The sequence below is a fragment of the Nocardioides sp. CCNWLW216 genome (genome assembly GCF_037120545.1).
Classification (GTDB): domain Bacteria; phylum Actinomycetota; class Actinomycetes; order Propionibacteriales; family Nocardioidaceae; genus Nocardioides; species Nocardioides lianchengensis.
On record NZ_JBBBBJ010000012.1, the window covers coordinates 37,263 to 63,767 of the forward strand.

The window sequence follows — 26,505 nt, forward strand, 5'->3', positions numbered from 1 at the left end:
CTACGGCCTCGACTACCAGGAGCGCTACCGCAACCTGCGTGACATCGGCACGCTCGCGCCGCACGTCTACTCCTGAGTGGTGGGGGTGCTGAGGGTCCGGGTCGACGTGAGGTTCGTCGGCTGGGACCCGGGGCTCTTCCTGGGAACGAGTTCGTGGTCGGCTACGGCCTCGACTACCAGGAGCGCTACCGCAACCTGCGTGACATCGGCACGCTCGCGCCGCACGTCTACTCCTGAGCGGACCGTCCGGCGGGCCCACGGTGCCGCCATTCCGCGGATCCTGAGACAATCGTGATTGCCGACGACGTGTACCGTCGTGGGTTCAGACGTGCCCGAGTCGGAAGAAGCCAGTGAAGCGCATATTCAAGGGTCCGTGGGTCTGGATCGTCGTCGCTGTCGTCGGCGTCCTGCTCGCTCTCCAGTTCCTCACCCCCAACGACGGGGGCAAGGAGATCCCCGCCTCCGAGATGAGCTCGCTCATCGCCGACGGCGGTCTCAAGAAGGTCACCTTCGTCGACGGTGACCAGGAGATCCGGGCGGTGAAGGAGAACGACGACGAGGTCTTCACCAAGTGGATCGGTGGCACCCAGGACACCATCTACGAGGCCGCGATCGCGCAGCAGGACGCCGGCGAGATCGACAAGGTCGAGACCGAGGTCGCCGAGCAGAGCATCCTCGCGACGCTGCTGATCTCGTTCCTGCCGATCATCCTGATCGTCCTGGTCTTCTTCTGGCTCATCAACAGCATGCAGGGCGGCGGCGGCCGCGGCGTCATGCAGTTCGCGAAGTCCAAGGCCAAGCTGATCTCCAAGGACATGCCGAAGACGACGTTCACCGACGTCGCCGGCGCCGAGGAGGCCATCGAGGAGCTCGGCGAGATCAAGGAGTTCCTCCAGGAGCCGGCCAAGTTCCAGGCCGTCGGCGCCAAGATCCCGAAGGGCGTGCTGCTCTACGGTCCTCCCGGCACCGGCAAGACCCTGCTCGCGCGCGCCGTCGCCGGCGAGGCGGGCGTGCCGTTCTACTCCATCTCCGGCTCCGACTTCGTCGAGATGTTCGTGGGCGTCGGCGCCAGCCGCGTCCGTGACCTGTTCGAGCAGGCCAAGGAGAACGCCCCCGCGATCGTCTTCATCGACGAGATCGACGCCGTCGGCCGTCACCGCGGCGCCGGCATGGGCGGCGGCCACGACGAGCGCGAGCAGACGCTCAACCAGCTGCTCGTCGAGATGGACGGCTTCGACGTCCGCGGCGGGGTCATCCTGATCGCGGCCACCAACCGGCCCGATGTGCTCGACCCGGCGCTGCTGCGCCCAGGCCGCTTCGACCGCCAGATCCAGGTCGACGCCCCCGACCTGTCGGGTCGCCACCAGATCCTGCAGGTCCACTCGCGCGGCAAGCCGATGTCCGAGGACATCGACCTGATCTCGGTGGCCCGCCGTACGCCCGGGTTCACCGGCGCCGACCTGGCCAACGTGCTCAACGAGGCAGCGCTGCTCACCGCGCGCAGCAACCAGAAGCTGATCACCAACGCCACCCTCGACGAGGCGATCGACCGGGTGATCGCGGGTCCGCAGCGTCGTACCCGCCTGATGAGCGAGAAGGAGAAGCTCATCACGGCCTACCACGAGGGCGGCCACGCCCTCGTCGCCGCGGCGCTCCCGGGCACCGACCCGGTCCACAAGATCACGATCCTGCCGCGCGGCCGGGCCCTCGGCTACACGATGGTGCTGCCCGACGAGGACAAGTACTCCCAGACCCGCTCCGAGATGCTCGACAAGCTGGCCTACATGCTGGGCGGCCGGGCGGCCGAGGAGATGGTGTTCCACGACCCCACCACCGGCGCCGGCAACGACATCGAGAAGGCCACGAACCTGGCTCGGGCGATGGTGACCCAGTACGGCATGACCGACCGGCTCGGGGCGATCAAGCTCGGCGAGACGCAGGGCGAGCCGTTCCTGGGCCGTGACATGGGCCACCAGCGCAACTACTCCGAGGACGTCGCCGCGGTCGTCGACGAAGAGACCAAGAAGTTCCTCGCGACGGCCCACCAGGAGGCCTTCGACATCCTCGAGGAGAACCGCGACGTCCTCGACTCGCTGGTGCTCGCGCTGCTCGACAAGGAGACGCTCGACAAGGCGCAGGTGGCCGAGATCTTCACGCCGCTGCGCCGCCGTCAGACGCGCCCGGCCTGGACCGGCTCCCCGGACCGCAACCCGTCCGACATCCCGCCGATCGAGATCCCGCAGGAGATCCGCGACCGGGCCGCCGCCAACGGGCACGCGACGGCGTCGTCGCCCGGCGTCGTCGTGACGCCCCCGGGCCCTGGGGGCGACGTCCACGGCGACCCGACCCTCGGCTCCGGAGGCGGTCCCGTCCCGCCCCCGACGCCGCCGGGTCCCGGCCCGGCATGACCGATCCGGTGTCCTCCCCGGTACGCCGGCCGGAGGACGTCCCGGCCTTCGACCACGCCCGGGCCGAGGCCGCCGTGCGCGAGCTGCTGGTCGCGATCGGCGAGGACCCCGAGCGCGAGGGGCTGCTCGAGACCCCGGCGCGCGTCGCCCGGGCGTACGCCGAGCTGACCGCGGGGATCCGGATGACCCCCGAAGACGTGCTCACCACGACCTTCGACCTCGGGCACGACGAGATGGTCCTGGTCCGCGACATCGAGCTGTGGTCGATGTGCGAGCACCACCTGGTGCCGTTCACCGGGGTCGCCCACGTCGGCTACATCCCGGCGGAGACCGGCAAGATCACCGGCCTGTCCAAGCTCGCCCGGCTGGTCGACGTCTACGCCAAGCGCCCGCAGGTCCAGGAGCGGCTGACCACCCAGGTGGCCGACGCCCTGGTCGAGATCCTCGAGGCGCGCGGCGTGATCGTGGTGATCGAGGCCGAGCACCTCTGCATGACCATGCGCGGGGTCCGCAAGGCCGGCGCCCGCACCATCACCTCCGCCGTGCGGGGCTCCTTCCTCAACAGCCCGTCCACCCGGGCAGAGGCCATGGCGCTCATCCACAGCCCGAGGCGTTAGCGCCGCCGTGGACCTGCTGCACCCGACGGGTCGGCCCCGGGTGATGGGCGTCGTCAACGTCACCCCCGACTCCTTCTCCGACGGGGGTCGCTACGCCACCTCGGAGGCCGCGGTCGCGCACGGTCTCCGGCTGCTGGCCGACGGCGCCGACCTGCTGGACATCGGGGGCGAGTCGACCCGGCCCGGCGCGACCCGGCCGGTGGTCTCGGAGGAGCTGGCCCGCGTGGTGCCGGTCATCCGTGAGCTCGCCGCTGCGGGGGCGGTCGTCTCGGTCGACACCATGCGCGCCGAGGTGGCCGAGGCGGCGCTGGCGGCGGGGGCCGCGGTCGTCAACGACGTCTCGGGCGGGCTCGCCGACCCCGCGATGCTGAGCGTCGTCGCGGACGCGGGCGCGCCGTACGTCGCGATGCACTGGCGCGCCCACAGCGACCACATGACCGACTTCGCCCGGTACGACGCCCCCGGCGGGGTCGTCGCCGCGGTCCGCGACGAGCTCGCGGCCCGGGTCGAGGCGATGCTCGCCGCCGGGATCGCGGCCGAGCGCGTGGTGCTCGACCCCGGCCTGGGGTTCGCCAAGCGCGGCGAGCACAACTGGGAGCTGCTGGCCGACCTCGCGCCGCTGCAGGCCCTGGGCCTGCCGCTGCTGGTCGGGGCGAGCCGCAAGAGCTTCCTCGGCAGCCTGCTCGGCCCCGACGGCGGCCGGCCCCGGCCGGTCGACGAGCGCGAGCACGCCCATGCCGCCGTCCTGGCCCACCTGACCCGTCTGGGAGTGTGGGGGGTGCGGGTCCACGACGTCCGTGCGGCCCGCGACGCCATCGCGGCGACCGTCGCGATCGCCTCCAGGGAGGGGTCCGGATGACCGACGAGCTGGCCGTGCTCGGGATCGAGTGCTACGGCCACCACGGCGTGTTCGAGTTCGAGAAGCGCGAGGGACAGACCTTCGTGATCGACCTCGCGCTCGGCATCGACACCGCCCCCGCCGCGGCGTCGGACGACTTGCAAGACACGGTCGACTACGGGAGTCTCGTGGCCGCGGTGAAGATCGCCGTGGAGCAGGACCCGGTCGACCTGATCGAGACCCTGGCGCAGCGGATCGCGGACGTCTGCCTCTTGGACGACCGTGTTGAATGGGCGCGGGTCACGGTCCACAAGCCGGATGCACCCATCGAGGCGACGTTCCGTGACGTCGCGCTGACGATCACGCGAAGGACTCCCCGTGACTGAGACCCCCAACCCGCACATCGTCGACGCGGACACCCTCACCGGTGAGATGCGGCCGATCCGGCGCGCGGTGCTGGCCCTCGGCTCCAACCTCGGGGAGCGGATGACCGCCCTCCAGGGCGCCATCAACGCGCTGGCCGACACCCCCGACGTGTGGATCACCGGCGTCTCGCCGGTCTACGAGACCGTCCCGGTCGACTCCCCGGTCGAGGCCAAGAACTACCTCAACGCGGTGGTCCTGATCGACACCACCCTGGCCGCCACCCGGCTGATGGACCGCGCGCTGGCCATCGAGGACGCCTTCGACCGCGAGCGTTCAGAGGTCCCCAACTCCCCGCGCACCCTCGACGTCGACCTGATCGTCGTCGGCGACCGGCGCAGCGACGACGAGCACCTGCGGCTGCCGCACCCGCGCGCCGCCCAGCGCGCCTTCGTGCTCAAGCCGTGGTTCGACCTGGAGCCCGACGCCGAGTTCCCCGACGCCGGCCCGATCTCGGAGCTGCTGGCGACGATCGGCACCGACGGCCTCACCCCTCGCGACGACCTGACGCTCGAGCTCGAGTGAGCCGCCGGTGAGCCAGCCCTCCGAGGAGCCGCCGGGAGCACCCGACGGGCCTGGTGAGGGGCGGCTCCGCCCGACCTCCCCGGCCGGGCTCACCGTCTGCGCCGTCGCCGGTCTCGTCGGCGGTTGGTTCGTCCGACCGCTGGCCGTCGCCCTCGACGGCACGGCCCGGGTCGTCGGCTGGACCCAGCCGGTCGCCCTCGGCGTGGTCGCCGTGATCGTCGGCGTCGCCGCCTGGTCGACCTGGCGCCAGCTCCAGGTGCGCCGCGAGTGGATGGAGCCGCACCGCGCCCTGAACCGGCTCGCCCTGGCCCGCGCGAGCGCGTACGTCGGCGCGCTGGTCGCCGGCACCTACGCCGGCTACGCCGTCTCCTGGCTCGGCCTGGCCTCCGAGCTGGTGGGCGAGCAGGTGACCCGCGCCCTCGTCGCCGCGGTCGCCGGAGTGGCGATGGTGATCGGCGGGCTGCTGCTCGAGCGCGCGTGTCGCGTCCGATCCGACGACCCGGACGCCTAACCTGCTAGGCATGGCTTCCCCATCAGCAACACGCGTCACAGCACGTCGTCGTCAGCGCAGCACCCGGCTGACGGTGGCCGTGGCGCTCCTGGTGCTCGCGGCCGCCGCCGTCACCGGCGCGGTCGTCAGCGGCTCGTGGCTCCTCGTCACGATCGCCGCGTTCCTCGGCGTCGCCCTCGGGGCGGCCGCCACCCGGATCACCCACACCGAGCTCGCCCAGGCCCGGCGCGACGCCGCCCGCGACCGCGCGGAGCAGGCCCAGGCCTACCGCGTCCTCACCGAGGAGCGCACGGCCGAGCACGCGTCGTACGCCGCCTCGATGGCGGGGCGGATCGCCGAGCGCGAGTCGGCGCTGGCCCAGCTCCAGGAGGCCCTGGGCGACGCCCAGCGCCGGGCCGCCGACGCGACCCGCAAGATGAACGCCGAGGCCCGTCGCGCCGACGTGGCCGAGCGTGAGGGGCAGCGGATCGTCTCGCGGCTCGACGAGGCCGAGCAGACCGCGGCCGAGGCCGTGGTGCTGGTCGCCGAGCTGGAGCAGCAGGTCGACGTCCTGAAGGCCGAGCTGACCGCGGTCACCGCCGCCTGGCGGGCGTCCGAGGCCACCCGCAAGCGCGCCTGACCGCCCGCCTGCCGCCCGCCTACCGCCCGCCTACCGCCCGCCTACCGCCCGCATGGGGGAGGGCGCGGTGGGGCACAATGCCTCTCCGTGATCCCCGACGACTCCCGCTTCGAGACCGATCCCGAGGAGCTGGTCCCGGACCCGCCCGGCCTGCCGGAGGCCTGGAGCGTCGCGACGCCCGACCCGAGTGACCGCTTCGACGTCGCCCGGCTCACCCACCTGCTGCGCGCCCACGAGCGGCACGGCCGAGGCTGGGCCGGCTCCGGCGTCGACGACGTGCTGGTCGAGGTCTCCGAGAAGGGCCTGCGCACGCGCGAGAACGTCGTCGTCCGCGACCCGGGCGGCGAGATCCGCGCCTGGGGCAGCGTCCACGACCGCGCCGGCGGCCGGATGCTCTTCGTGCACGTGGTCGAGCGCGGTCTCGACGACGTGGTCGCGCGGGCCTGCTCCGACGTCCTGGTCGAGTGGGCCGTGGGCCAGGCCCGGGCCGTCGGCTCGGCCCGCGGTCTCGACGTCCAGCAGATCGACACCGGGGCGTTCGCCGACGACGACCGGCAGCACACCTGGCTGGAGGCGTCCGGCTTCACCCGGGTCCGCACCTGGCACCAGCAGAGCCGCCCCGTCACTCCCGACGAGGTCGAGCTGGTCCCCGACCCGGCGGCGTGGGAGTCCGAGGGCATGCGCATCCGGCTGGTGCGTCGTACCGGCTCGGGGATGCCCGACGAGGACGACCTGCGCGACGTCCACGACGTGCTCGAGGGCGCGTTCGTCGACCACTTCAACTCGTGGGAGGAGACCTTCGACGAGTTCCTGCACCGGCTGCGCGAGGACCCCGGGCACCGCTGGGACCACTGGTGGCTGGCCGAGCTCCTCGACGGGGACGAGCCGCAGCCGGTCGGCGCGCTGGTCGCCAACGTCTCCGAGAGCACCTCGGGCCCGGACGGGTCGTACGTCTCCTACATCGGCGTGCTCGAGGCCGCCCGCGGTCGCGGCGTGGCCAAGGGTCTGCTGCGCACCGTGATCGCCGACGCCGCCGCCCGCGGCCGGGACCGGGTCGGCCTCGAGGTCGACGCCGACTCGCCGACCGGCGCCCACGGCCTCTACTCGTCGATGGGCTGGGAGACGACGTACGTCACCGAGTCCTGGCACCGCGACGTCCCGGTCACCGACTGACGGTCCACCCGCATCGACGACAAGCTCACGCCGACTCGGCGTCGGCGAGGGAGGCGCGCAGGGCGCGGTGGATGCCGTCGGGGGTGAGGATGCCGACGACCTGCGGGCCGTCCTGGACGCCGATCACGCCGCGGTCGTCGCGCAGGAGCACGGCGAGCGCCTCCTCCAGCGAGGAGTCGACGTCGATGACCGCGCCGAGGGCGCCGGTGGTGACGCCGTCGACCGGCTCGAGGTGGGCGCGGTCGATGCGGGTCACGCTGAGCCGGCGCAGGCCGCGGGTCGAGCCCACGAAGTCGGCGACGAAGTCGTCGGCGGGCCGGCCGAGGACCTCGGCGGGGGTGCCGTACTGCGCGAGCCGGCCGCCGGTGGCGAAGACCGCCACCCGGTCGCCCATCCGCACCGCCTCGTCGATGTCGTGGGTGACCAGCACGACGGTCTTGCCGAGCTCGCGCTGCAGCCGCAGGAACTCGTCCTGCAGCCGCACGCGTACGACGGGGTCGACCGCGCCGAACGGCTCGTCCATGAGCAGCACCGGCGGGTTGGCCGCGAGCGCCCGCGCGACGCCGACGCGCTGGCGCTGACCACCCGAGAGCTGGTGGGGGTAGCGGTCGGCGTACGTCGCCGGCTCCAGGCCGACCAGCTCCATCAGCTCCAGCGCCCGCCGGCGGGCGGTGGCCTTCGACTCGCCGTACAGCAGGGGCACGGTCATCACGTTGGTGACGATCTTCTGGTGGGGGAACAGCCCCACCTGCTGGATGACGTAGCCGATCCCGCGGCGCAGCTCGACCGGGTCCTGGCCGGTGACGTCGCGGCCGTCGATCTCGATCGTCCCGGTCGTCGGCTCGATCAGCCGGTTGATCATCTTCAGCGTGGTCGACTTGCCGCAGCCGGAGGGGCCGACGAAGCAGACCAGCTCGCCCTGACCGACCTCGAGGTCGAGGCCCTGGACGGCGACGGTGCCGTCGTCGTACGTCTTTCCCACGCCCGACAGGCGGATCATCGCGTGGTCGTCCGCCGAACGGGTACGTTCCATGACCGTGACAGTACCCACGCTGGTCGCCCCGGCGGCGGAGCCGAGCTGCTACAGCCGGCTGACCAACGAGTGGATCTGCGGGCAGTACCTCTCCGACCGCCAGGACCAGATCGTCGACGCGACGGTCCAGCACCTCGCCATCACCGTCGCGGCGGTCGTCCTCGGGGTGCTGATCGCCTTCCCGCTCGCGCTGCTGGCCCGGCGCTACCCGCGCCTGGAGTCGACGGTGCTGGGCGTGAGCACGGGCGTCTACACGATCCCGTCGCTGGCGCTCTTCCCGCTGCTGGTGCCGTTCACCGGGCTGTCGCCGACCACGGTCGTGATCGGCCTGGCCCTCTACGCCCTGACCGTGCTGGTCCGGGCGATCCTGGAGGGGCTGCGGTCGGTGCCCGACGAGGTCCGTGAGTCCGCGACCGGTCTCGGGTACGGCGCCGGCCGGCTCCTCCTGCGGGTGGAGCTGCCGCTGGCGCTGCCGGTGATCATGGCCGGCCTGCGGGTCGCGACGGTCTCCACGGTCGCGCTCACGACCGTCGGCTCCCTGGTCGCGTACGGCGGGCTCGGCAACCTGATCAAGGACGGCGTCAGCACCAACTTCCGGGCCGAGCTGTTCACCGCCTCGGTGCTGTGCGTGCTGCTGGCCCTGGTCCTCGACGTCGTGCTCGTCCTCACCCAGCGCGTGCTGACGCCGTGGACGCGGGGGGTAGGCGCATGACCGTCCTCTCCGACGCCTGGGCCTACCTCACCGCCGGCGACAGCTGGACGGGCGACACCGGCATGCTGGCGCTGCTGCTCCAGCAGCTGCTGCTCACGGTCACCGCGCTGGGCCTCGCGATGCTGGTCGGGCTGCCGGTCGCGCTGTGGCTGGGGCACCTGGGTCGCGGCGGCTTCCTCGCGATCAACATCTCCAACATCGGCCGGGCGGTGCCGACCTTCGCGCTGCTGGCGCTCCTGGTCACCGCCGACTTCCCGGGGGCGCAGGAGTTCGGGCCCTACGGCCGGGCCGGCCTGGCCACCCTGATCGCGCTGGCGCTGTTCGCGCTGCCGCCGATCATCACCAACGCCTACGTCGCCGTCCGCGAGGTGCCGGCCGACGTCCGCGAGGCGGCGACCGGCATGGGCATGACCGGCTGGCAGCGGTTCGTGCGCGTCGAGCTCCCGCTGGCCCTGCCGCTGGTGGTCTCGGGCGTGCGGCTCGCGCTGGTGCAGGTGTGGGCGACCGCGACCATCGCCGCGCTGGTCGCCGGGCCGGGACTGGGCCGGGTCATCACCGACGGGTTCTACCGGACCAACTACGGCAAGGGCATCGCCGGCGCGGTGGTGGTCGCCCTGGTCGCGCTGCTGCTGGAGCTGCTGGCCGCCCTCGCGCAGCGGCTGTCGGACCCGGCCCGCCGGGGATCGTCACCGAATCGAGACCTGTCGGGTGAGGTGGGAATGTCGGTGACCGCTTCTAGTGTTGCGGACGACGCCGGCACCGTCGGCCGATAGCAGCATCCGGACACGCGTGGCCACGACGCCGCGGGACACAGAAGGAACCTCATGCTCGTACGACGCCAGTTGGCCGCGGTCCTCTCGGTCAGCACCCTCTTCCTCGCCACGGCCTGCGCCGGTGACGACCTCTCGTCGGACTCCGCCGACGACCCGGCCCCCTCCTCGGACTCCTCCGACGCCCCCGCGGGCGGCGGCGAGCTGACCCTGGCCGGCCAGAACTTCCCCGAGGCCACCCTGGTCGCCTCGATGTACGAGCAGCTGCTCGAGGACGCCGGCTACACCGTCGACGTCAAGCTGGTCGACGCCCGCGACGCCTACATGTCCACGTTCCCCGCGAGCGTCGACGTCGTCCCGGAGTACGTCGGCGGCATCGTCAACTTCCTCAACTCGCGCGAGAACGGCGCGGAGGCCGAGCCCTTCGAGGCCGGCGACGGCGACCAGTTGGCCAGCGACGGCCAGGCCCTGCTCGAGGGCGCCGGGATCTCGCTGCTCGACGTCTCCCCGGCGACCGACACCAACGCCTTCTTCGTCACCCAGGAGTACTCCGACGAGAACGGCGTCACCAAGCTCTCCGACCTGAAGGGCAAGTCGGTCAAGCTGGCCGCGGCGCCCGACTGCGAGGGTCGGCTCGACTGCGAGGGCGGGCTGAGCGAGCAGTACGGCATCGACGTCACCGACGTGCTGCCGCTCGGCTACGCCAGCGACCAGACCTACCAGTCGGTCCTCGACGGGGAGTCCGAGCTCGGCGAGACCAGCACCACGGACGGCACGCTCGAGGAGCAGGGTCTGGTGGTCCTCGAGGACGACCTGCAGATCCAGCCCGCCCAGAACCTCGTCCCCGCCGTGAGCACCGCGTTCCTCGACGAGCACCCGGACCTGGCCGACGTGCTCAACCCGCTGATGGCGGCGCTGACGACCGAGAACCTCACCGAGCTCAACGGCCGGGTCGCGGTCGACCGCGAGCTGCCCGAGGACGTCGCAGCTGACTTCCTGACCGCCGCCGGCCTGCTCTGACGCCGATCCGGACCCGACACCGGCCGGCCCGTCCCCCCTCGTGCAGGGGCGGACGGGCCGGCCGTCGGTGATGAGGCAGAATCCCCGCCGTGCTCCGTGATCTGCTGCCCGGCGGCCCGGGCGACGAGCTGACGCCGCGCCTCGGCGTGCTGGCCCGCCCCGCCCCGCTCCCGTCCCGCGAGCGGCGGCGCCGGGAGAAGGAGCGCCGGGAGGGCGTCGTCAGCGTGGTCATGCCCGCCTACAACGTGGCGCCCTACATCGCCGACGCCGTCGCGTCCGTGCTGGGCCAGAGCCACTGCGAGGTGGAGCTCGTCGTGGTCGACGACGGCTCGACCGACGGCACCCGCCGGCTCCTCGAGGAGCTGGCCGCGTCCGACCCGCGCCTCCAGGTCCACACCCAGGCCAACGGCGGTCCCAACGCAGCGCGCAACCTGGCCCTGAACCACGCCCGGGGCGAGTTCCTCACCTTCCTCGACGGCGACGACGTGGTCCTGCCGGGGGCCTACGCGCGGCTGGTCGGCTCGCTGCGGGCGACCGGCTCCGACTTCGCGCAGGCGTCGTACCTCCGGCTGCGCGGGAGCGAGCAGGAGCCGCCGATGCCGTGGATCAGCCGGGCGCACGGCCAGGAGCTGCTCGCCGCGTCCGTGACCGATCGGCCGTCGATGATGGTCAACGCGGTCCAGTGGAGCAAGGTCTACCGCCGGTCCTACTGGGACGAGGCGGTCCGGGAGTTCGCGGAGCCCGGCTACTACCAGGACCAGCTGGTGAGCGCCCGCGCGTTCGGCCACGCCCGCGCCGTCGACCACCTGGTCGAGCCGACCGTCGCCTGGCGCGCCCGTGACGACCGCAGCTCGATGACCCAGCAGGTGCTGTCCACGGCCAACCTGCGCGACCGCTTCCGCACGGCGAGCGAGGCGCTCGACATCCTGGCCACGGTCTCGGGTCCGAAGCTCCACGACGCGCGCCTGACCCAGTACCTCAACAACGACTTCGGCTCCACGATCCGCCGTGTCGACGAGGCCCCCGACGACTACTGGCAGGCGCTGGTCGCGGAGGTGCGCGCCTTCACCGCGCTGGTCCCCAAGCCGGCCTTCTGGGACCGCATCTATCCCCAGCACAAGGTCGTCTACCACCTGATCGTCGAGGAGCGGCGATCCGACGCCATCGCCTTCAACGAGGCGGGCGGGCGGGTGATGAGCGACTTCCCCTACCTCGACCTCGAGGACGCCTGCTACCTCCGGCTGCCGCTCTGGGACGACCCGTCGCTGCCCCGCCACCTCTTCCGGCTGCCGCCCCGCTTCACCCGCGGCCTGCGCAGCGGCGAGCGCGAGTGGCCGGCCGGCCGGGTCGACGCCTGACGCTCACCACCCGGGCGGCCGGTAGCATCGGTCCGCCCAGCAGGAGTCGTCGAGAGGAGAACCGTCGGTGCGTCCACGGCAGCGCGTGGCCGAGGCCCTGGTCCGAGCCGGCAAGGCGACGCCCCGGGGCATCCGCGGCCCGATCGGTCGGGCGAGCCGACGCTTCCGCAGCGGGTGGGGCGACCCCCTGGTGACCGTGGTCCTGGCCGTCAGCGACGAGGAGACGACCCGGATCGGTCCCCAGCTCGACGAGCTGCGCGGGCAGGTCTACCGCAACCTCGAGGTGCGGGTGCAGCCGTGGGGCCGCAGCACCGAGGTACGACGGGTCGCGGGCGAGCACGCCGACGCCGACTGGCGCATCCGGATCGCCAAGCACGACGCCCCGGACGCCGCGTCCGCCCGCAACGCGGGCGCCGACGCCGCGAAGGGCGCGTACCTCCTCTTCGCCGGGGGCGGCGACAACATCCCGCCGAAGGGCCTCGACCGGCTCGCCCAGGTCCTGCAGCGCTCCGGCTCCGACTTCGCCGTCGGCCGGATGGTCCTTCCGCCGGGGCCCGCGGGCCGGCACGTCGACTCGCCGTACCGCGCCGCCCACGAGGTGGAGCTGGTCGGCACCGATCTGGCGACCTCGCCGATCGCTGTCACCGACCTGGGCCTCGGCAACCGCCTGCTCCGCACCGAGTTCTGGCGCTCGTCCGGCCTGCGCTTCGCCCCCGACCGGTCGCGCGGCACCGACGTCGCGCTGGCGTCGTACGCGAAGGCGCGCGCGTTCGACCTGCTGGCCGAGGACACCTACGTGCCGGTCGGACGACGCGACGGCGTCAGCGTGGGCTCCATGACCGACGTGCTCGCCGGCCTGGACGCCTGGGTCGAGGAGCACGAGCAGACCTGGTCCCAGCTGGAGGCGCTCGGCGCCGACGACGTCAGCGACTGGTGGCTGTGGGGTGTCCTCGACACCGCGATCCAGCCGTTCGTCTCCGACGTCGAGCGGGCCACCGAGGAGCAGTGGACGCGGCTGCGCGAGCACGCCCGGCTGCTGGTCCGCGAGGGCGGCGACGCGGCGTGGCGCTCCCTCGGCGCCGAGTCCCGGGTGCGGCTCTGGCTGCTGCAGGCCGGGAAGCGCACGGAGCTGGAGGATCTGGTCACGGGCCGGCTCTTCGAGCGCGACAACCGGCCGACCCTGGTCGAGGGCGGCGTCGTGGTCGCCGACCTGCCCTTCCGTCAGGACCCCGAGGTCGGGGTCCCCGACGACTGCTACGTGATGACCGAGCAGGAGACCCCGCTGGTCGTGGTGCTCCGCAACGTCCGGTGGGCCCCCGGAGACCGGCTGCAGCTCGACCTGGCGGCGTACGTCGACCACGTCGGCCTCCCCGACTTCCCGGACCTGCGGGTCGAGCTGGTGCGCGGTGACGAGCGGGTCGCCCTCGAGGTCGAGCAGTACGTCGACTGGTCGATCAACCCCAGCGAGGGCCGGATGTACCAGGACCTGGCCCGCTCCGCGGCCCGGGTCACGGTCGACGCCCCCGCGCTGGCCGAGCTGACGCGGTCGGGCCCGGACGGGACGGCCCGCTGGACGGTCGAGGTGCAGTTGGAGACGCAGGGGCTGACCCGCCGCGGCGGGATCACCCGCTTCGACGAGCGCTCGGTGGCCAGCTCCCTCTGGCACGGGTACGTCGGCGGCCGCCGCTTCGGCGACCAGCGCGTCGACCCGACCCGGCGCGGGGCGCGCTTCCGCGTCGAGGTGCGCCCCGACCACGGGCCCCGGCTCGTCGAGGCGCGCGTGAACGGTCGGCGCGTCGTCGGTGCGCTGCGCCCCGGCACCGGTGCCCTGCGCGCGATCCAGGTCCAGATGGGCAGCCTGGAGAAGCGGGTGACCCTGCGGCCCGACGGCGACCTGCTGCGCTTCGACCTGGAGGTGCCGCAGCCCTGGGTGGGCCGCGAGCACGCCCGCTGGGACCTGCGGGCCGTCGGCGCGTCCGGCGACCTGCTCCCCGTCGGCTGGCCGGACCAGGAGGACCCCTGGCTCGCCGTGGGCGAGGGCGGCCTGGCGCTGAGCCGCTCCGGCACCGGCGACACCGACGTCGTCGAGGCCGACGGCGTCCTGGTCGTCCACGGCCTCGAGCTGGCCGACGGCGCCCTCGACCTGACCGGCTCCTGGCTGGGCCGGCCCGCGGCCCGGGGCCGCGTCGAGCTGCTCGGCCCGGCCCGGCTCACGGCCGACCTGACCACCGGGTCCGACGGCCTGGTGCACGCCGCGCTCCCGACCGTCTGGGACCCGTGGGGCCTCGGTCCCGCCCCGGTCCCGCCGGGCGCCTACACCTTCGAGCTCGACGGCGTCCCCGGGTCCGCGGCCCGGGTGATCTTCGACCCGGCGACCCTCGACCGCCTCCTCGACTTCTCCGTCGCCCACGGCTTCCGCTTCCGGCCCGCGCGCTCGGCCCGTGGCCTCGGCGTCCAGCTGCTCCCGCCGCTCGCCGACGACGAGCGCGGCCCGTTCGCCCAGGCCAGCCTGCAGGCCTGGGCACGCACCCACACCGAGCCGGTCGACGAGCGGGCCGTCTACCTCCAGTCGTACGACGGCGCGACGGCCACCGACAGCCAGCTGGCGATCCACCACGAGCTGCGTCGTACGCACCCGGAGCTGACGATCTACTGGGGCGTCTCCGACAGTGGCTCGCAGGTGCCCGAGGGCGGCGTCCCGGTCCTGATGCGCTCGCGCGAGTGGTACCGCGTGCTGACCACCGCCCGCTACCTCTGCCTCAACATCGACGTCGACCGCTGGTTCTTCAAGCGGCCGGGCCAGCAGCTGCTGCAGACCTTCCACGGCTACCCCGCGAAGTCGATGGGCATCCGGATGTGGGAGGCCAAGGGCTACACCCCGCGCCGGATCGCCCTCGAGCTGGCCCGCACCTCCGGCGACTGGGACCTGATCCTCACCCCGTCGCCCGAGATGGACGTCTACTACCGCACCGAGTACGAGTACGACGGCGCCATCCACAACCAGGGCTACCCGCGCGACGATGCGCTGGTCGCCCCGGACGCCGCGGAGCGGCGGGCCGACACCCGCCGTCGGCTCGGCATCGGTCCCGAGCAGAAGGTCGTGCTGTACGCGCCGACCTGGCGCGACGACCTGGCCACCGACTGGCGCTCGGCCGAGATGATCCACCACCTCGACCTCACCGCGGCCAGTCGCAAGCTCGGGCCTGACTACGTCCTGCTGATGCGCGGGCACCGCTTCCACGCCCGCCCGGACGCCGAGGCGGCCACCCAGGCCCGGCTGCTCGACGTCAGCGGCTACCCCGAGATCAACGACCTGATCCTGGCCTCCGACGCCGCGGTGCTCGACTACTCGTCACTGCGCTTCGACGTCGCCTTGGCCCGCGTCCCGACGCTGTTCCTGGTGCCCGACCTGGCGGCCTACACCGGCGGCGTGCGCGGCTTCCTCTACCCGTTCGAGGACTCCGCCCCCGGCCCGCTCCTCGACACCGCCGACGAGGTCATCGACTGGCTCAAGCGACTGCCCCGGCTCGCCGAGGAGTACGCCGGCGCGCAGGAGGACTTCCACCGCACCTACAACGCGCTGCAGGACGGTCGCAGCGCCGAGCGGGTCGTCCGGGCGTTCTGGGGCTGAGGAGCCCCGCCGCGCTGGCGGCCGCGGGGCTCAGGCCTCGTCGTACGCGGTCTCCTGCATGGCCAGGGCGATCGGGTCGGCGCGGCGCAGGTCGATGAGGTGGCCGGTGCCGCCGGCGATCAGGGTGTCCAGCGAGGCCCGGGCGACGGCGGTGGACTCCAGCAGCGAGTCGGCCGGCTCCTCGCCGAAGGCCTTGGTGCGCATCGGGGTGCCGGTGCGCTCGGGGTTGATGCAGTTGACGCGCACGTGGTCGGCGGCCCACTCGTCGGCGAGCGCCTGGGTCAGGTTGACCGTGGCGGCCTTCGCCGAGGAGTAGAGGCTGTAGCCGCTGCGGCCGCGGGTGTAGGAGCTGGAGGTGAAGAGCAGCAGGCTGCCCCGGGTCTCCTTCAGCAGGGGGTAGAACTCCTGGGCGATGAGGATCGGGCCGATGTAGTTGATCTCGGTGGCGGCCCAGATGGTCTCGTCACTGGTCTCGACGAGGGTCCCGCGGGGCAGCACGCCGGCGGTGTTGACGACGTAGTCGACCCGGCCGTGCTCGGCCACGACCTGCGCGGCGGCGCTGGCGATGTCCTCGCGGCGCTGCACGTGGGTGCCGGTGGTCGAGCGGCTGAAGGCGACCACGGTGGCGCCGTACTCCTCGCCGAGGCGGGCGATGTCGGCGCCGATGCCGTAGCTGCCGCCGAAGACGACCATCACCTTGCCGGCGAGCACGTCGCGGTAGGCCTCGGGCTCGCGGGTCGGGGGCAGGTCGCTCTGGGCGAGCTGGAAGAGCTTGTCGGCGAGGTAGATGTCGATCGGCTCGGTGACCTTCATGTTGCGCTCGTCGCCCGGGACCACCCAGATCGGGACGTCCGGCTGGTAGCGCAGCACGACGGTGCAGTCGTCGGTGGCCTCGAAGTCGGGGTCGAGCTCGGCGCGCGCGTAGGCGGCCTTCAGGACCGAGGCGAGGAAGGCCTGCGGGGTCTGCCCGCGGCGCAGCGACGCCCGCGGCGGGATGTCGCGGATCGTGTTGTCGGGGGCGACCTCGATGATCGTGTCGGCCGACGGGATGGCGACGTCGACGGCGCCGTAGGTCTCGAGGGCCTCGAAGCAGTCGCTGATGATCCGCGGGCTCAGCAGCGGGCGGACGGCGTCGTGCAGCAGCACCTTGCAGTCCTCGTCGCCGAGGGCGGCCAGCGCCCGCCGCGTCGTGTCGTTGCGGGTCTCGGCGCCCTCGAGGATCTGCGTGATCTTCTCGTAGCCGCCGGTGCGGACCATCGCGTGGACCGCGTCGAGGTGACCCGGGGTCATCAGCACCAGGATCTCGTCGACGTCCTCGTGGGCGTCGAGGATGGCCAGCGTGTGCTCCATGATCGGTCGTCCGGCGATCTTGATGAGCTGCTTGGGGACGTCGAGACCGACGCGGACGCCGACCCCGCCGGCCAGCAGAACGGCCACGTTCTTCACGAGCAGGTGATCCTTCGGTGGACGGCAGGAGGGCGTCGAGCAGCCTACAACGCGGGTCGGGCCCGGTCGGGGGCCGTACGGGCGGGGATCTCTCAGGCCGCCGATATAAGGTCGGACCCGTCCTGGTGGCCCCGGGGCGGACACCAACGAGGAGTTGACGGGTCGACATGCGCTCAACGGGGACGGCGCCGACGCTGCCGGACGGGTCGAAGGTCATCCACATCGGCATGCCCAAGACGGGCACGACCGCCCTGCAGACCGCGCTGGACGCCGTCCGCGAGCAGATCGCCGAGGACGGCGTACGCCTCATCGGCAAGGGGCGTCACGAGATGAAGACGGCCCTCGCCGCCGCGGGCACCCTCGCGCCGTACTACCAGGACCGGCGCGAGGAGCGCTGGCAGGAGCTGGCCACCAACTTCCGCACCTCCGACTCCCGGGTGACGATCTGGTCGAGCGAGGCGCTGTCCCAGGCGCTGCCGGAGCGGATCCCGCACATCGCCGAGATGCTCGGACCCGACGTCCACGTCGTCATCACCCTGCGCCCGCTCGCCCCGCTCCTCGCCTCGCAGTGGCAGGAGGTCATCCGCCGACGCGGCCTGGAGACGCTCGACGAGTGGCTTCGCCGGCACTTCTCGTGGGTGTCGCTCGACGGTGAGGTGCACACGACCTGGACCCGGGTGATGCCCGAGCTGCACCGCTTCAGCCTGCGACGGCTCGTCGAGCAGTGGGGCTCGGTCTTCGGCGAGGACCGGCTGACCTTCATCGTGTCCGATCCCCGGGACCGCACCACCAACCAGCGCGCCTTCGAGGCGCTGCTCGGGCTGGGCCCGGACACGCTCACGGCCGAGGAGCGCGCGAACGCCTCGCTGCCGATCGCCGAGGCCGAGCTGCTGCGCCAGTTCAACATCGCCTTCACCGAGCGCGACGGGGACCACCCGACCTACATGAACACCGTGAGCCGGTCCGGCAAGCTCGCCATGCGCGAGCTGACCGGACTGACCGGCCAGCCGATCCAGGCGCCGCGGTGGGCGGCCGAGCGCTGCAACGACTACACGCGGACCTGGATCGAGGCCGTCGAGGCCTCGGACGCGACGGTGGTCGGCGACCTCGACCACCTCCTCGTCGACCCGGCCGACTACCCCGAGGACATCAGCCCGCCCGACAGCATCAGCGTCTCGTCGGCGGGCCTGATCTCCGAGCTGCTCTTCGAGTCCGGTCTCCACCACGTCCCGGAGTCGCACAGCCTTCCGGGCCTGGACCGCTACCCGGGCGGCGACCTGGTGCGCGAGCTCGCCCGCCGCGCCCGCCAGCGGGTGGGACGACGTCGGTGAGGGCGCGAGCCGCCCGGGCCCTGGCCACCGTGCCGGGTGCCCGCCCCGTCGTACGTCGCCTGCGCGGGGGTCGCGCCGCCGTCCGCGGGTTCGCCCGCCGCCGGCGCTACGCCGAGCTGGCCGGCCTGGTCGCGGCCGCCGCAGACGGCGATGCCGTGGTCGTGGTCCTCGGCCCCGCCAGCCCCCGGCTGGTGGCCGCGATCCGCGCGGCCTCGCCCCGGGCGCAGGTGCGGGAGGTCGTCTCCGACGACGAGGAGCGGCACCTCGAGCTGGCGCTGCTCGGCCGGGTCGACGTGATCGTCGACCAGGAGGACGTCGCCGGGCGCCGGCACCGGTTCGAGGAGACGTTCTTCCACCTGCGGGCCGGGGGCTCGTACGTCGTCCCCGACGGCGCCGGCGAGCTGGCCGGCGGTCCCCGGACGCTGGGCGAGCTGCTCGACCCCGACGCCACCCGGCCGCGCGGCCCGCGCCGGGCCCGGATCCGCGTGCGCGACCTGCGCGAGGTCGTGGCTCAGCACGTCACCCACCGGGTGGCCGGACCGGATCTGGTGCTCAGTCACGACGCCGACGGCGTGCTGGCCAAGATGCGCGAGAGCGAGTTCAACGCCTACCTGGCGGCCGGGACGTCCCGGCACCGGCTGCTGAAGACCATCCCGGCCGGCAGCCCGCCGCCCGCCCCGCCCGGCACCGAGGGCCCGGTTCCGCGACGACCGCCGATGCACCGTCGGATCCAGCCGGCGGAGCTCAGCCTGCGCGACTACCGCGACGTGGTCGTCGGCCAGTGGCAGCGGGTGGTGTCCGACGACCTGCTGCTGCCCGACACCTTCCGGCACAACCAGTGGCCCGAGCTGGTCCACACGAAGCTGGTCGAGTACGGCCCGCGGTTCGCCGTACCTCGGCCGCGGATGCCCGCGGACGCCCCGCGCCTCGAGGGCACCTTCCTGCACCTCGACAACGAGTTCCGCGGCCACTTCGGCCACCTGCTCACCGAGAGCCTGTCGCGGGTCTGGACCTGGCGCGAGGCGCTGGCGATCGACCCGGACGTGCGGGTCCTGGTCGGGGCGACCAAGCCACGGCCGCGTCCCTTCGAGTACGAGCTGGAGCTCTACGAGGCCGCCGGCATCCCGCGCGACCGGATCGTCGTCATCGACCACCCGGTCCGCGTCGACCGGTTGATCTCCGGCACGCCGATGTTCAGCCACCCTCAGTACGTCCACCCGCTGATCGCCGAGACCTGGCGTGAGGTGGGCGACAACCTGGCCGCGCAGGCCGAGGACCGCGACTGGCCGGGCCGCTTCTTCGTCGGCCGGCGCAGCGACAAGCGCGCCTGCCTCAACGGTGCCGACGTCGAGGCGATCTTCGGCGAGTACGGCTTCGAGGTCGTCTACCCCGAGGACTTCACGCTCGGCGAGCAGATCCGGCTCTTCCGGGCCGCCGAGGTCGCAGGCGGGTACGCCGGCAGCGGGCTGTTCCAGATCGCGTTCGTGCCTGACCCCACGCACGTGATCATGGTCGGCGCGGCGACGTACACGCCGCGCAACGAGTACCTCATGGCCGCGGTCCACGGGCACCGGGTCGAGGCCGTCATCTGCCGGCCGGGCGGTCGCAGCATCCAGTCGTCGTACACCTTCGACGTGGAGCGCGAGGGGCCGTTCCTGCGGAAGCTGCTCGACCGGCTGCCCTGACCCACTGACGCATGGCCGACAGCCGTGTCGGTTACGTCACACGCGATCCGGTTCCGCGGAGCGAGCGCCGGACGTAGCCTCGAGTCGGAAGCAAGCATCGCTACAACCCGTCCGGTACCCACCCCGGCTCCGTCCTCGGACGGAGTGGTCGGAGGGACTGGAACGAGAGATGTGGAGCAGCAGCATGGTCCAGCAGTCCCCGCGACCCCGGCGCGTCGGCGTCATCGGTGCCGGCCGGGTCGGTGCCGTCCTGGCGGCCGGTCTGGCGAGCGCGGGTCACCCCGTGGTGGCCGCCGCCGGCGAGTCCGACGCGACGCGTGCGCGGATCGCCGCGCTGCTCCCGGGCGTCCGGCACGCGAAGCCGACCGACGTCGCGCGCGCCAGCGAGGTGCTGCTGCTGACGGTCCCCGACGACATGCTCGCCAACGTGGTCTCGATGCTGGCCGCGAGCGGCGCGCTGCGCCCGGGCCAGGTCGTGGTGCACACCTCGGGCCGGCACGGGCTGGCCGTGCTCGAGCCCGCCCGCGAGGTCGGGGCCCGCGTGGTGGCGCTGCACCCCGCGATGACCTTCACCGGCACGGCCGTCGACCTGGGTCGCCTGGCCGGCTGCGTCTTCGGGCTGACCGCCGCTCCGGCGGAGCGCGCGCTCGCCGAGAGCCTGGTCGCCGACCTCGGCGGCCGGCCGATGTGGGTGCCCGAGGAGATGCGCACGCTCTACCACGCGGGCCTGGCCCACGGCGCCAACCACCTGGTCACGCTGGTCAGCGAGGCCATGGAGATGCTGGCCGCCGCCGGGGCCGACGACCCGGCCGGCACGCTCCGCCCGCTGCTGACGGCCGCGCTCGACAACGCGCTCGCCCACGGCGACGCCGCGCTGACCGGACCCATCGTCCGCGGCGACCTCGGCACCGTCCGCGCCCACCTCGACGACCTGGCCACGAACGCCCCGCACACGCTGCCGTCGTACGTCGCCATGGCGCGCGCGACCCTGGCCCGCGCCGTCACCGACGGACGGCTGGTGCCGCTGCGCGCCCTGCGCATCCACGAGGCGCTGACCGAGGCGCTCGCCGACGCCCCCGCCCTGCCGATCCTCCCGGCCGAGACGCGATGAGCCGTGGGCCCGCCCTCGCGCACACGCGCGAGGAGCTCGCCGACCTGCTCGCACGCGCCCGGGGTGCGGGGGAGCGGGTGGGGTTCGTGCCGACCATGGGCGCGCTCCACGAGGGGCACGCCAGCCTGATGCGGACCGCCCGCGAGCGGGTCGGCACCGGACCCGTGGTGGCCTCCGTCTTCGTCAACCCGCTGCAGTTCGCCGCCGGTGAGGACCTCGACCGCTACCCCCGCACGCTCGAGGCCGATCTCGACGTCTGCGCGCGCGAGGGCGTCGACATCGTCTTCGCGCCCAGCGCCGAAGAGGTCTACCCGGGGTGGCCCCAGCAGCGGGAGCCCCAGGTCACCGTCGAGCCCGGACCGCTCGCGACGCTGCTGGAGGGCCGGGTCCGGCCCGGCCACTTCAAGGGTGTGCTGGTGGTCGTGGCCAAGCTGCTCGGCCTGGTCCGTCCCGACGTCGCGGTGTTCGGGCAGAAGGACTACCAGCAGCTGGTCCTGGTCCGGCAGATGGTCGCGGACCTGTGCATGGGCGTCGACGTCGTCGGCGCCGAGACCGTGCGCGAGCCCGACGGGCTGGCCCTGTCGAGTCGCAACCGCTACCTCGACGCCGACCAGCGGGCCGAGGCCGTGCACCTCAACCGGGCGCTGCGCGAGGCCCAGGACAACGCCCGGTACGGCGTCGCGGTCGCGCTCGACGCCGCCCGCGCCGAGCTGCGGCTGGGCAAGGGGGTCGACCTCGACTACCTGGTCGTGACCACCCCGGCGCTGGCCGAGCTGCCGCCCGTCGTACCGCCGGGGACGCAGGCGCGGATCCTCGTCGCCGCCCGGCTCGGCGCCACCCGCCTGATCGACAACCTGCCGCTGGTCCTCGGGACCACCGGGGAGGACGCCTGATGCTCCGCACCATGATGAAGAGCAAGATCCATCGCGCGACCGTGACCCAGGCCGACCTGCACTACGTGGGCTCGGTGACCGTCGACGAGGACCTCCTCGACGCGGCCGACCTGCTGCCCGGCGAGCTGGTCCACATCGTCGACGTCACCAACGGCGCCCGGCTGGAGACCTACACGATCGCCGGCGAGCGCGGCTCGGGCGTGATCGGCATCAACGGGGCGGCCGCCCACCTCGTCCACCCCGGCGACCTGGTGATTCTGATCGCCTACGCCCAGGTGGAGGACGCGGAGGCCCGCGAGCTGCGCCCGCACGTCGTCTTCGTCGACGCCGACAACCGGGTCCTGGCCACCGGCCTCGACCCGGCCGAGGCCGTCGCCGGCTCCGGTCTGGTCCGCGGTGACCGGCTGGTCGAGCGGTAGCCTGCCCGAATGCCTCTCTCTGCGGTACGCCGCGTGCCGGGCCGGCTCACGGCTCCGGATCCCGGGTGGACGACGCGGGCCGACGTCGTCGTCATCGGCTCCGGCATCGCGGGGCTCACCGCCGCGCTGCGCCTGCGGGAACACGTGGACCGGGTCCTGGTGGTCACCAAGGACGTGCTCGCCGCCGGCTCGACGCAGTGGGCCCAGGGCGGCATCGCGGCGGCGCTGGGCCCGGAGGACACCCCGGCCGAGCACGAGCACGACACGCTGGTGGCGGGCGCGGGCGCCTGTGACGCGGACGCCGTACGGGTCCTGGTCACGGAGGGCCCCGAGGCGGTCCACGAGCTGATCGCGCTGGGCGCGCAGTTCGACCACAGCCCGGACGGAGCCCTGTCGCTCACGCGGGAGGGCGGCCACCACCGCGACCGGATCGCCCACGCCGGCGGCGACGCGACCGGCGCCGAGATCCAGCGCGCCCTGATCGCGGCGGTCGAGGCGGCACCCGAGATCGAGGTGATCCAGCACGCGCTCGCGGTCGACCTCCTGCTCGACGGTCCCGCCGGCGAGGGCGGCGGGATCGCCGGCGTCACCCTGCACGTGATGGGCGAGGGGCAGCGTGACGGCGTCGGCGCCGTGCACTGCCGCGCCGTGGTGCTCGCCAGCGGTGGGCTGGGCCAGGTGTTCTCGCAGACGACGAACCCCGCGGTCTCGACCGGCGACGGCATGGCGATCGCGCTGCGCGCGGGCGCGACGCTGCGCGACCTGGAGTTCGTGCAGTTCCACCCGACGGTGATGTACCTCGGTCCGGACTCGGTCGGGCAGCAGCCGCTGATCTCCGAGGCCGTGCGCGGCGAGGGTGCGTTCCTGGTCGACTTCGAGGGACGCCGGATCATGGAGGGCGTCCACGAGCTGGCCGACCTGGCGCCGCGCGACGTGGTCGCCAAGGCGATCATGCGCCGGATGACCGAGACCGGGCACCCGCACATGTGGCTCGACGCCCGCCACCTCGGAGGCGCGTTCTGGGAGCGGCGGTTTCCCACCATCCTCGCGACCGCCCGGTCCCACGACATCGACCCGGTCACCGAGCTGATCCCGGTCGCGCCGGCCTGCCACTACGCCTCCGGCGGTGCGGCGACGGACCTGTGGGGCCGCACCGACGTCCCCGGCCTCTACGCCACCGGTGAGGCGGCCTGCTCCGGGGTGCACGGCGCCAACAGGCTCGCCTCGAACTCCCTGCTCGAGGGCCTGGTCTTCTCGCGCCGGATCGCCTCGGTCCTGCCGGACGAGCTGCGGCCCTGGGCCGAGCCGACCACCGACGAGCGGACGCCGGGCCTGGTGTCCGGGGCCGTCCGCCCGGAGCTGCAGGAGGTCATGTCGGCCCGCGCCGGCGTGCTCCGCAGCGCAGGCGGGCTCGGCGACGCCGCCGCTCACCTGGAGAAGCTGACCGGCGTCCCCGCCGACGCCCCCGACGTCGCCTCGTGGGAGACCACCAACCTGCTGACCATCGCGGGGGCCCTGGTCGAGGCGGCCGCGCTGCGCGAGGAGACCCGCGGGTCGCACTGGCGCGAGGACTTCCCCGAGCGGGACGACGCGCGCTGGGCGGGCCACTTCGACGTCCGGATGCGCGACGGCGAGACCACCATCGCCTTCGCCCCGGCGCCCGCCACGGACGGCCCGGCATGATCGCGCGGACGTCGTACGCCGACCTCCCGCGGCCGTTGATCGAGGAGCTGTCCGGGGCCGGGCTCGACCCGCGCAGCGTCTACGAGATGGTGGTCGCCGCGTTCGAGGAGGACCTGCCCGACGGCGCGGCCGACGTCACCAGCGCGGCGCTGCCGCCCCTGGGTCACGGCACCGGCGACTTCGCCGCCCGCGAGGCCGGGGTGGTGGCCGGGCTCGCGATCGCCGAGCTGGTCTTCGCCTACGCCCTCGGTGACCAGGTCGAGGTCACCGACCGGTTGGCCGACGGGACCCACGTCCGCCCGGGGGACGTGGTGCTGCGGGTGAGCGGTCCGTTCTCCGAGCTGCTCACCGCCGAGCGGACGGCGCTGAACTTCGCGTCGCACCTGTCCGGTGTCGCCACCGCCACCTCGCACTGGGTCGCGGCTCTCGAGGGCACCCGGGCGCGGGTGCTCGACACCCGCAAGACCCTGCCGACCTACCGCGCGCTGCAGAAGTACGCCGTGCGCTGCGGCGGCGGCGTCAACCACCGGTTCAGCCTGGCCGACCGGGCGATGGTCAAGGACAACCACGTGGTGGCCGCGGGCGGCGCGGTGCCGGCGTACGTCGCCGTCCGCGACGCCAATCCGGGGCTGCGGGTCGAGGTCGAGGTGACCGACCTCGACCAGCTGCGCGAGCTGCTCGACGCGGGCTGCACCGAGATCCTGCTCGACAACATGGACTCGCCGACGATGGCCGAGGCGGTCCGCCTCACCGCCGGGCGCGCCACCCTGGAGGCGTCCGGCGGGCTCACCCTCGACCGCGCCCGCGAGGTCGCCGAGACCGGCGTCGACTTCATCTCGGTGGGCGCGCTCACCCACTCGGTGAAGGTCTTCGACCTCGGCCTGGACCTGCACGAGGACTGAGCCCGGTGCCGCTCCTCGCCGCCGACATCGGCAACAGCCACACCGTCCTCGGCCTGCTCGAGGACGGCGAGGTGCTCGCCGACTGGCGGGTGGCGACCGACGAGCGTCGTACCTCCGATGAATGGGCCGTGCTGCTGCGCGGACTGCTCGCCGAGCACTACGCGCGAGTCGACGGCATCGCCGTCTGCTCGACCGTCCCGGCCGTGCTCCACGAATGGCGCGACATGCTCGTGCGGTATTTCCCGGACCGTCCGGCCGTGGTCGTCGAGCCAGGTGTGCGCACCGGTGTGCCCGTCCTCATGGACAATCCGCGCGAGGTGGGCTCGGACCGGATCATCAACGCCCTCGCGGCCGCGACCGAATACGGCGGGCCGGCGATCGTGGTGGATTTCGGCGGTACCGCCACGACGTTCGACGTCGTCAGCGTCCAGGGCCAGTACGTCGGCGGCGCGATCACCCCCGGTATCGAGATATCCCTGGAGGCTTTGGGTCGCCGGGGCGCGCAGTTGCGCAAGGTGGAGCTGCTCCGACCGCGATCGGTGATCGCCAAGAACACCGTCGAGGCGCTGCAGTCCGGCATGGTCTTCGGCGTCGCGAGCCAGGTGGAGGGCATCGTCGCCCGGATGATCGCCGAGCTCGACGTGGCGACGGAGTCCGTGCGCGTGATTGCCACCGGTTATCTCGCTCCGCTCGTGGTCGATGAATGCCGGTGTTTCACCGAGCACGATCCCTGGCTGACGCTGCGCGGCCTGGAGCTGGTTTTCCTCCGCAATTCCTGATTAATCGAATTGCTGACACGTCAGGTTCGGGTTGACGGCTTCGACGGGTTTGGAAAAGCGTCGTATGCCGTGCAACCATATCCGGGCGATATCCGAATAGTCGGGTGTCGTTCGGTGATTTCGACGAAAGAGGAATCATGGCTCAGAAGATCCACATCGTTCTCGAGGACGACCTCGACGGCAGCGAAGCCTCCGAGACGGTGACCTTCGGTCTCGACGGCACGAACTACGAGATCGATCTGAACGACAAGCACGCCGCCGCGCTGCGCGACGCCCTCGCCACCTACGTCGGCCACGGCCGCAAGGTCGGCAGTGCCCCGCGCCGTGGCCGCAAGGCCGCCGCCCCGTCCGCGACCTCGGGGCCGAGCGCCCGCGAGATCCGGGACTGGGCACGCGAGAACGGTCACGACGTCCCCGACCGGGGCCGCGTCTCGTCCGAGGTCCGCGAGGCGTACGACGCCGCGCACTGACCCCGCCGTACCCCTGCACCACGCCGAGTCGGCGTGAGCTCGCCGCCGAATCGGCGCTAGCTCGCGCCGATTCGGCGCTTGAGGGGGACTGGACCCCTGTTCGCTCACAGCGGATGACGGTTTCGGGCTGTGGGGGAACGCGTAGGCT

Annotated in this window: 24 protein-coding genes and 1 pseudogene; 23 read left to right on the plus strand and 2 right to left on the minus strand. The window is 73.1% G+C overall.

Going from position 1 to position 26,505, the window contains the following annotated elements; all coding sequences use genetic code 11:
- From V7S47_RS22015 to V7S47_RS22055, 9 genes and pseudogenes are all read left to right on the plus strand, one after another.
- A pseudogene (locus V7S47_RS22015) lies at positions 1–76 on the plus strand (hypoxanthine phosphoribosyltransferase); the annotation flags it as partial.
- 274 nt (positions 77–350) lie between these two features.
- Positions 351–2,408, plus strand: a complete 2,058-nt coding sequence (gene ftsH / locus V7S47_RS22020) for an ATP-dependent zinc metalloprotease FtsH (protein WP_336563583.1) — start codon at positions 351–353, stop codon at positions 2,406–2,408.
- Entirely contained in the window at positions 2,405–3,025 is a 621-nt protein-coding gene (gene folE, locus V7S47_RS22025; RefSeq protein WP_336563584.1) for a GTP cyclohydrolase I FolE, read from the plus strand. The genes ftsH and folE overlap by 4 nt, the downstream gene beginning before the upstream one ends.
- 43 nt (positions 3,026–3,068) lie before the next feature.
- The gene (gene folP, locus V7S47_RS22030; protein WP_336563693.1) at positions 3,069–3,884 is read left to right on the plus strand and encodes a dihydropteroate synthase; all 816 of its coding nucleotides are present in this window, start codon (positions 3,069–3,071) and stop codon (positions 3,882–3,884) included.
- Positions 3,881–4,249, plus strand: a complete 369-nt coding sequence (gene folB / locus V7S47_RS22035) for a dihydroneopterin aldolase (protein WP_090853626.1) — start codon at positions 3,881–3,883, stop codon at positions 4,247–4,249. Before folP ends, folB begins: the two co-directional genes overlap by 4 nt.
- The gene (gene folK / locus V7S47_RS22040; protein ID WP_090853623.1) at positions 4,242–4,811 is read left to right on the plus strand and encodes a 2-amino-4-hydroxy-6-hydroxymethyldihydropteridine diphosphokinase; all 570 of its coding nucleotides are present in this window, start codon (positions 4,242–4,244) and stop codon (positions 4,809–4,811) included. The genes folB and folK overlap by 8 nt, the downstream gene beginning before the upstream one ends.
- A 7-nt stretch (positions 4,812–4,818) precedes the next feature.
- Positions 4,819–5,322 (plus strand): DUF3180 domain-containing protein, encoded by a 504-nt coding sequence (locus tag V7S47_RS22045; protein ID WP_336563586.1) that lies wholly within the window; start codon positions 4,819–4,821, stop codon positions 5,320–5,322.
- Between the two features lie 10 nt (positions 5,323–5,332).
- A complete protein-coding gene (locus tag V7S47_RS22050) occupies positions 5,333–5,941 on the plus strand; it encodes a hypothetical protein (protein WP_336563587.1) in 609 nt (202 codons plus the stop codon).
- 87 nt (positions 5,942–6,028) lie between these two features.
- Positions 6,029–7,114, plus strand: a complete 1,086-nt coding sequence (locus V7S47_RS22055) for a GNAT family N-acetyltransferase (protein WP_336563588.1) — start codon at positions 6,029–6,031, stop codon at positions 7,112–7,114.
- 25 nt (positions 7,115–7,139) lie between these two features.
- On the opposite strand, the gene V7S47_RS22060 is transcribed toward V7S47_RS22055, so the two are convergent.
- Positions 7,140–8,147: an ABC transporter ATP-binding protein gene (locus tag V7S47_RS22060; protein WP_442945372.1), complete on the minus strand. Its 1,008-nt coding sequence runs from the start codon at positions 8,145–8,147 to the stop codon at positions 7,140–7,142.
- A 4-nt stretch (positions 8,148–8,151) separates the two neighbouring features.
- Here V7S47_RS22060 and V7S47_RS22065 point away from each other — a divergent pair, with 4 nt between their 5' ends.
- From V7S47_RS22065 to V7S47_RS22085, 5 genes are all read left to right on the plus strand, one after another.
- Positions 8,152–8,859, plus strand: a complete 708-nt coding sequence (locus V7S47_RS22065; protein ID WP_336563589.1) for an ABC transporter permease — start codon at positions 8,152–8,154, stop codon at positions 8,857–8,859.
- Positions 8,856–9,632: an ABC transporter permease gene (locus V7S47_RS22070; RefSeq protein ID WP_336563590.1), complete on the plus strand. Its 777-nt coding sequence runs from the start codon at positions 8,856–8,858 to the stop codon at positions 9,630–9,632. The genes V7S47_RS22065 and V7S47_RS22070 overlap by 4 nt, the downstream gene beginning before the upstream one ends.
- Positions 9,633–9,683: 51 nt before the next feature.
- The gene (locus V7S47_RS22075) at positions 9,684–10,649 is read left to right on the plus strand and encodes an ABC transporter substrate-binding protein (RefSeq protein WP_336563591.1); all 966 of its coding nucleotides are present in this window, start codon (positions 9,684–9,686) and stop codon (positions 10,647–10,649) included.
- Between the two features lie 89 nt (positions 10,650–10,738).
- Positions 10,739–12,007, plus strand: coding sequence for a glycosyltransferase family 2 protein (locus V7S47_RS22080; RefSeq protein WP_336563592.1), 1,269 nt, complete (start codon positions 10,739–10,741; stop codon positions 12,005–12,007).
- 67 nt (positions 12,008–12,074) lie between these two features.
- Entirely contained in the window at positions 12,075–15,638 is a 3,564-nt protein-coding gene (locus V7S47_RS22085; RefSeq protein WP_336563593.1) for a bifunctional glycosyltransferase/CDP-glycerol:glycerophosphate glycerophosphotransferase, read from the plus strand.
- Between the two features lie 30 nt (positions 15,639–15,668).
- On the opposite strand, the gene V7S47_RS22090 is transcribed toward V7S47_RS22085, so the two are convergent.
- On the minus strand, positions 15,669–17,084 hold the full coding sequence (locus V7S47_RS22090) for a bifunctional cytidylyltransferase/SDR family oxidoreductase (protein WP_336563594.1): 1,416 nt from the start codon (positions 17,082–17,084) through the stop codon (positions 15,669–15,671).
- 167 nt (positions 17,085–17,251) lie between these two features.
- On the opposite strand from V7S47_RS22090, the gene V7S47_RS22095 reads away from it, so the two are divergent.
- The 9 genes from V7S47_RS22095 to V7S47_RS22135 all read left to right on the plus strand — a co-directional run bounded on the left by V7S47_RS22095 (position 17,252) and on the right by V7S47_RS22135 (position 26,357).
- Positions 17,252–18,415, plus strand: a complete 1,164-nt coding sequence (locus V7S47_RS22095) for a sulfotransferase (protein WP_336563595.1) — start codon at positions 17,252–17,254, stop codon at positions 18,413–18,415.
- A complete protein-coding gene (locus V7S47_RS22100) occupies positions 18,412–20,100 on the plus strand; it encodes a glycosyltransferase family 61 protein (protein ID WP_336563596.1) in 1,689 nt (562 codons plus the stop codon). The genes V7S47_RS22095 and V7S47_RS22100 overlap by 4 nt, the downstream gene beginning before the upstream one ends.
- 184 nt (positions 20,101–20,284) lie before the next feature.
- Complete coding sequence (locus V7S47_RS22105) at positions 20,285–21,211, plus strand: Rossmann-like and DUF2520 domain-containing protein (RefSeq protein WP_336563597.1); 927 nt, start codon at positions 20,285–20,287, stop codon at positions 21,209–21,211.
- Positions 21,208–22,104, plus strand: a complete 897-nt coding sequence (panC, locus tag V7S47_RS22110; RefSeq protein ID WP_336563598.1) for a pantoate--beta-alanine ligase — start codon at positions 21,208–21,210, stop codon at positions 22,102–22,104. The genes V7S47_RS22105 and panC overlap by 4 nt, the downstream gene beginning before the upstream one ends.
- Positions 22,104–22,523, plus strand: a complete 420-nt coding sequence (gene panD / locus V7S47_RS22115; RefSeq protein WP_090853582.1) for an aspartate 1-decarboxylase — start codon at positions 22,104–22,106, stop codon at positions 22,521–22,523. The genes panC and panD overlap by 1 nt, the downstream gene beginning before the upstream one ends.
- Before the next feature lie 9 nt (positions 22,524–22,532).
- Positions 22,533–24,206 carry an L-aspartate oxidase gene (locus V7S47_RS22120; protein WP_336563599.1) on the plus strand — a complete coding sequence of 558 codons (1,674 nt, stop codon included), beginning with the start codon at positions 22,533–22,535 and terminating at the stop codon, positions 24,204–24,206.
- Positions 24,203–25,108, plus strand: a complete 906-nt coding sequence (nadC, locus tag V7S47_RS22125; protein ID WP_336563600.1) for a carboxylating nicotinate-nucleotide diphosphorylase — start codon at positions 24,203–24,205, stop codon at positions 25,106–25,108. Before V7S47_RS22120 ends, nadC begins: the two co-directional genes overlap by 4 nt.
- 5 nt (positions 25,109–25,113) lie before the next feature.
- The gene (locus V7S47_RS22130) at positions 25,114–25,887 is read left to right on the plus strand and encodes a type III pantothenate kinase (protein ID WP_090853573.1); all 774 of its coding nucleotides are present in this window, start codon (positions 25,114–25,116) and stop codon (positions 25,885–25,887) included.
- A gap of 137 nt (positions 25,888–26,024) precedes the next feature.
- Positions 26,025–26,357, plus strand: a complete 333-nt coding sequence (locus V7S47_RS22135) for a histone-like nucleoid-structuring protein Lsr2 (protein WP_336563601.1) — start codon at positions 26,025–26,027, stop codon at positions 26,355–26,357.
- The last annotated feature ends 148 nt before the right edge of the window (positions 26,358–26,505 follow it).

What these genes read in the sequence shown, in the direction of transcription:
- V7S47_RS22060 (WP_442945372.1), bottom strand. Translation starts at nt 8,147, where the DNA reads ATGGAACGTACCCGTTCGGCGGACGACCACGCGATGATCCGCCTGTCG.
- panD (WP_090853582.1), top strand. Translation starts at nt 22,104, where the DNA reads ATGCTCCGCACCATGATGAAGAGCAAGATCCATCGCGCGACCGTGACC.
- V7S47_RS22050 (WP_336563587.1), top strand. Translation starts at nt 5,333, where the DNA reads ATGGCTTCCCCATCAGCAACACGCGTCACAGCACGTCGTCGTCAGCGC.
- V7S47_RS22095 (WP_336563595.1), top strand. Translation starts at nt 17,252, where the DNA reads ATGCGCTCAACGGGGACGGCGCCGACGCTGCCGGACGGGTCGAAGGTC.
- V7S47_RS22135 (WP_336563601.1), top strand. Translation starts at nt 26,025, where the DNA reads ATGGCTCAGAAGATCCACATCGTTCTCGAGGACGACCTCGACGGCAGC.
- folE (WP_336563584.1), top strand. Translation starts at nt 2,405, where the DNA reads ATGACCGATCCGGTGTCCTCCCCGGTACGCCGGCCGGAGGACGTCCCG.
- V7S47_RS22070 (WP_336563590.1), top strand. Translation starts at nt 8,856, where the DNA reads ATGACCGTCCTCTCCGACGCCTGGGCCTACCTCACCGCCGGCGACAGC.
- nadC (WP_336563600.1), top strand. Translation starts at nt 24,203, where the DNA reads ATGATCGCGCGGACGTCGTACGCCGACCTCCCGCGGCCGTTGATCGAG.
- V7S47_RS22120 (WP_336563599.1), top strand. Translation starts at nt 22,533, where the DNA reads ATGCCTCTCTCTGCGGTACGCCGCGTGCCGGGCCGGCTCACGGCTCCG.
- folP (WP_336563693.1), top strand. Translation starts at nt 3,069, where the DNA reads ATGGGCGTCGTCAACGTCACCCCCGACTCCTTCTCCGACGGGGGTCGC.
- folB (WP_090853626.1), top strand. Translation starts at nt 3,881, where the DNA reads ATGACCGACGAGCTGGCCGTGCTCGGGATCGAGTGCTACGGCCACCAC.
- panC (WP_336563598.1), top strand. Translation starts at nt 21,208, where the DNA reads ATGAGCCGTGGGCCCGCCCTCGCGCACACGCGCGAGGAGCTCGCCGAC.
- V7S47_RS22105 (WP_336563597.1), top strand. Translation starts at nt 20,285, where the DNA reads ATGGTCCAGCAGTCCCCGCGACCCCGGCGCGTCGGCGTCATCGGTGCC.
- V7S47_RS22075 (WP_336563591.1), top strand. Translation starts at nt 9,684, where the DNA reads ATGCTCGTACGACGCCAGTTGGCCGCGGTCCTCTCGGTCAGCACCCTC.